The following is a 4,155-nucleotide window of genomic DNA, read 5'->3' as shown; positions in this document are numbered from 1 at the left end:
CGCTACTCCGAGACCCACCAGAGCTACGTCAACCACGTCGACCGGCTGCGCCGGGCGATCCTGGCCGTCCGCGAGGCGACCCACAAGATCATGACGAACTACAAGACCGCCGAGGCCCGCAAGGCCGGCGAACAGTCCGGCGCAGGCCAGCCAGAGCTGGGCCGGGCCGCCGGGTTGCGCGGTGAGCGCCAGCCGGGCCACCGCCAGCACACCGGCGGCGACGAGTCCGACCGGGGCGGCGCCGACGCGGCGTACGAGCGTGGGCGCGGCGAGGGCGAGCAGGAACCAGCCGAGCGCGAACGCGCCGAGCAGCTCGGCAGGCGTCTCGGCGGCCCGGCCGAACAGGGTGATGACCGACGGCAGCCAGACCCGCAACACGTCCAGCAGGACCGCGATACCGAGGGCGAGCGTGAGGGTGGAGAGGTGACGGTGCCGCACGGGGCGCCTCTTCTCGTGACCGACGGGGGTTTTCGGCACGGCGATTCTGCGGGGCGCGACGGCGGGCGGTCAACGCGTACCCATGCGAAAGGGCGCCCACCGCGAACGGTGGGCGCCCTTTCGTGGGCCGTCCGGTCAGCGCCGGGTGGCGGCCTTCTTGGCCGGCGCCTTCTTCGCGGGCGCCTTCTTCGCCGCCGTGGTCTTCTTCGCCGCGGTGGACTTCGCCGCGGTCGTCTTCTTGGCGGTGGTGGTCTTCTTCGCCGCGGTGGACTTCGCCGCGGTCGTCTTCTTCGCCGCCGTGGTCTTGGTCGCGGCGGCCTTCTTCGCCGGCGCGGCCTTCTTGGTCGCGGTGGTCTTGGTGGCCTTGGTGGCCTTCGCCGCCGTGGTCTTCTTGGCGGCGGCGGTGGTCCGGCCTCCGGTGGCCTTGGCGGCACCGGTGGTCTTCTTCGCGGCGGCGGTGTCCTTGGGCACCTTGCCGCTCGCCACCATCTCCTTGAAGCCCGCGCCCGCCCGGAACGTCGGGACGGAGGTCTTCTTGACCTTCACCGCCTCGCCGGTCCGCGGATTGCGCGCTGTTCGGGCTCCCCGGACGCGCTTCTCGAACGCTCCGAAACCGGTGATCGCCACCTTCTCGCCCTTGGTGACCGCCGCCTGGACCTCAGCGAGAACCGCGTCGAGCGCGGCCGTCGCCGTCTTCCGGTCCCCCAGGCGAACGGCGAGCGCCTCGATGAGCTCGGCCTTGTTCACGACTTCCTCCCGATTGTGCAACTGACTCGACGCGAGCCATTCTGCGCGCACGGTATGCCCTGTGCTGCCTGGACACAAACATTCGGTGGAAAAAAGCCCTTGTGTCGCAACGGATTCGCCCCCACCGGATGCACCGGTGGGGGCGAATAGCGCTGGAGATCAGGCGATCGAGGGCAGGAACGCCGGCCGGGCGGCCTCGTACGCGCTGATCTCGGCCTCGTGCCGGAGGGTGAGTCCAATGTCGTCCAAGCCCTCCATCAGCCGCCAACGGCTGTGGTCGTCCAGCGGGAACGCCCAGGTGGCGTCACCGGCGTGGACCTGACGGGCGGCCAGGTCGACAGTGATCGGCGTGGTCGGCTCGGATTCCACGAGATCCCACAGTTCTTCCACGGCTTTCAATTCCAGCTCGACCGGAAGGAGACCTTCCTTGAGCGCGTTGCCGCGGAAGATGTCGCCGAAGCGAGGCGAGATGACGGCCCGGAAGCCCCAGTCCCGCAGCGCCCAGACGGCGTGCTCCCGGGAGGATCCGGTGCCGAACTCGGGGCCGGCGATCAGAATCGACGCACCCGAATGGACGGGATCGTTGAGGACGAATGACGGGTCCTCCCGCCACGCGTTGAACAGACCGTCGGCGAATCCGGTCCGGGTCACCCGCTTGAGGTACACGGCGGGGATGATCTGGTCGGTGTCCACGTTGGATCGGCGCAGCGGCACGGCCGTGCCGGTGTGGGTGGTGAACTTGTCCATGTCGGCTGCCCTTCTACAGGTCGGCGGGGGCGGCCAGCCGGCCGACCACGGCGGTGGCGGCGGCGACCGGCGGGGACACCAGGTGGGTACGCCCGCCCCGGCCCTGGCGGCCCTCGAAGTTGCGGTTGGAGGTCGAGGCGGAGCGCTCGCCCGGCTTCAGCGTGTCCGGGTTCATGCCCAGGCACATGGAGCAGCCGGCGAAGCGCCACTCGGCGCCGGCGTCGGTGAAGACCTTGTCCAGCCCTTCGATCTCGGCCGCCTCGCGGACCGCGGCGGAGCCGGGGACCACGAGCATGCGTACGCCGTCGGCGACCCGATGCCCGCGCAGCACCTCGGCGGCGGCCCGCAGGTCCTCCAGGCGGCCGTTGGTGCAGGAGCCGACGAACACCACGTCCACGGCGAGGTCGCGCATCGGGGTGCCCGGGGTGAGGTCCATGTACTCCAGCGCGCGGCGGGCGGCGACCCGCTCCGGCTCGGTGACGAAGTCCTCCGGGTCCGGCACGGTCGCGCCCAGCGGCACGCCCTGCCCGGGGTTGGTGCCCCAGGTGACGAACGGCGTGATCCGGCTCGCGTCGAGCGTGACCTCGGTGTCGAAGGTCGCGCCCTCGTCGGTGGGCAGCGTCCGCCAGTACTCCAGCGCCGCGTCCCAGTCGTCGCCCTGGGGCGCGTTCGGCCGCCCCTTCAGGTACGCGAACGTGGTCTCGTCCGGCGCGATCATGCCGGCCTTGGCGCCCCACTCGATGGACATGTTCGCGATCGTCATCCGGCCCTCCATCGAGAGGTCGCGGATCGCCTCGCCCCGGTACTCGACGATGTGACCGCGCCCGCCGCCGGTGCCGACCTGCGCGATGAGCGCGAGCACCAGGTCCTTGGCGGTGACGCCGGGCGCCAGCTCGCCGACGACGTTCACGGCCATGGTCTTCGGGCGGGCCTGCGGCAGCGTCTGCGTGGCCAGCACGTGTTCGACCTCACTGGTGCCGATGCCGAACGCCAGCGCCCCGAACGCGCCGTGGGTGGCGGTGTGCGAGTCGCCGCACACGATCGTCATGCCGGGCTGGGTGAGGCCGAGCTGCGGGCCGATGACGTGCACGATGCCCTGGTTCTCGTCGCCCAGCGGGTGCAGGCGGACACCGAACTCGGCGCAGTTGCGGCGCAGCGTCTCGATCTGGGTGCGGGAGGTGGGGTCCGCGATCGTGAGCAGGTCGCCGCGCCGGGAACGGAACGCCGGGTCGTCGTACCCGGTCGGGGTGTTGTGGTCCTCGGTCGCGATCGTCAGGTCGGTACGGCGGACCCCGCGCCCGGCCAGACGCAGCCCGTCGAACGCCTGCGGGCTGGTCACCTCGTGCAACAGGTGCAGGTCGATGAAGAGCAGGTCCGGCTCGCCGGCGGCGGAGCGGACCACGTGTGCGTCCCAGACCTTCTCGGCCAGGGTCCTCGGTTGAGTGACTCCCACCATCTGGACATCCTAAATTCTGGGAGGTAAATTTCGGCTTGTGGGACACAGTATGAGCGGTGTCGGCGTTCTCGACAAGGCGGTGGTCATCCTGGCCGCCTGTGTCGACGGCGCCAGCCTGGCCGAACTCGTTGAACGCACCAAGCTGCCCCGGGCCACCGCGCACCGGCTGGCACAGGCGCTGGAGATCCACCGGATGCTCGTCCGGGACACCCAGGGGCGCTGGCGCCCGGGTCCACGCCTGGGCGAGCTGGCCAACGCGGCCCCGGACGTGCTCCTGACCGCCGCCGAGCCGCTGCTCGCCGCGCTACGGGACGCCACCGGCGAAAGCGCCCAGCTCTACCTGCGCCGCGCCGACGAGCGGATCTGTGTGGCCGCCGCCGAGCGCGCCAGCGGCCTGCGGGACACCGTCCCGGTCGGCTCGGTGCTGCCGATGACCGCCGGCTCGGCGGCGCAGATCCTGCTCGCCTGGGAGCCACCGGAGGCGGTCATGCCGCTGCTCCCCCGCTCCAAGTTCACCGGCCGCACGCTGGCCGAGGTGCGGCGACGCGGCTGGGCGCAGAGCGTCGCCGAGCGGGAGGCGGGTGTGGCGAGCGTCTCGGCGCCGATCCGGGACCGCACCGGGCGGGTGATCGCCGCGATCAGCATCTCCGGCCCGATCGAGCGCCTCGGCCGCCGCCCCGGCGAACGCCACGCCATGGCCGTCGTCCGAGCCGGCCAGCGCCTCTCCGGCCTCTAACCTCCCTGCCCTCCACCCCCCTCACCCTCTC

4 protein-coding genes and 1 pseudogene are annotated in these 4,155 nt (G+C 71.6%); 1 reads left to right on the top strand and 4 read right to left on the bottom strand.

The window, feature by feature from the left end:
* From ABD52_RS37765 to leuC, 4 genes and pseudogenes are all read right to left on the bottom strand, one after another.
* A pseudogene (locus ABD52_RS37765) lies at positions 1–438 on the bottom strand (hypothetical protein); the annotation flags it as partial.
* 135 nt (positions 439–573) lie between these two features.
* A complete protein-coding gene (locus ABD52_RS36505; RefSeq protein ID WP_013284532.1) occupies positions 574–1,185 on the bottom strand; it encodes an HU family DNA-binding protein in 612 nt (203 codons plus the stop codon).
* A gap of 159 nt (positions 1,186–1,344) precedes the next feature.
* On the bottom strand, positions 1,345–1,932 hold the full coding sequence (gene leuD, locus ABD52_RS36500; RefSeq protein ID WP_047894760.1) for a 3-isopropylmalate dehydratase small subunit: 588 nt from the start codon (positions 1,930–1,932) through the stop codon (positions 1,345–1,347).
* A 13-nt stretch (positions 1,933–1,945) separates the two neighbouring features.
* On the bottom strand, positions 1,946–3,388 hold the full coding sequence (gene leuC / locus ABD52_RS36495) for a 3-isopropylmalate dehydratase large subunit (RefSeq protein ID WP_013284530.1): 1,443 nt from the start codon (positions 3,386–3,388) through the stop codon (positions 1,946–1,948).
* A gap of 49 nt (positions 3,389–3,437) precedes the next feature.
* Here leuC and ABD52_RS36490 point away from each other — a divergent pair, with 49 nt between their 5' ends.
* Entirely contained in the window at positions 3,438–4,124 is a 687-nt protein-coding gene (locus ABD52_RS36490) for an IclR family transcriptional regulator (RefSeq protein ID WP_013284529.1), read from the top strand.
* Positions 4,125–4,155: the final 31 nt, after the last annotated feature.

The organism is Micromonospora sp. RV43 (genome assembly GCF_001029515.1).
Lineage (GTDB): Bacteria > Actinomycetota > Actinomycetes > Mycobacteriales > Micromonosporaceae > Micromonospora > Micromonospora aurantiaca.
Note: the sequence above shows the minus strand (reverse complement) of the source record. Positions and strands in the feature narration are given on the sequence as shown.

Coding starts and splice junctions, on each gene's coding strand:
- ABD52_RS36490 (WP_013284529.1), top strand. CDS start 3,438: ATGAGCGGTGTCGGCGTTCTCGACAAGGCGGTGGTCATCCTGGCCGCC.
- leuD (WP_047894760.1), bottom strand. CDS start 1,932: ATGGACAAGTTCACCACCCACACCGGCACGGCCGTGCCGCTGCGCCGA.
- leuC (WP_013284530.1), bottom strand. CDS start 3,388: ATGGTGGGAGTCACTCAACCGAGGACCCTGGCCGAGAAGGTCTGGGAC.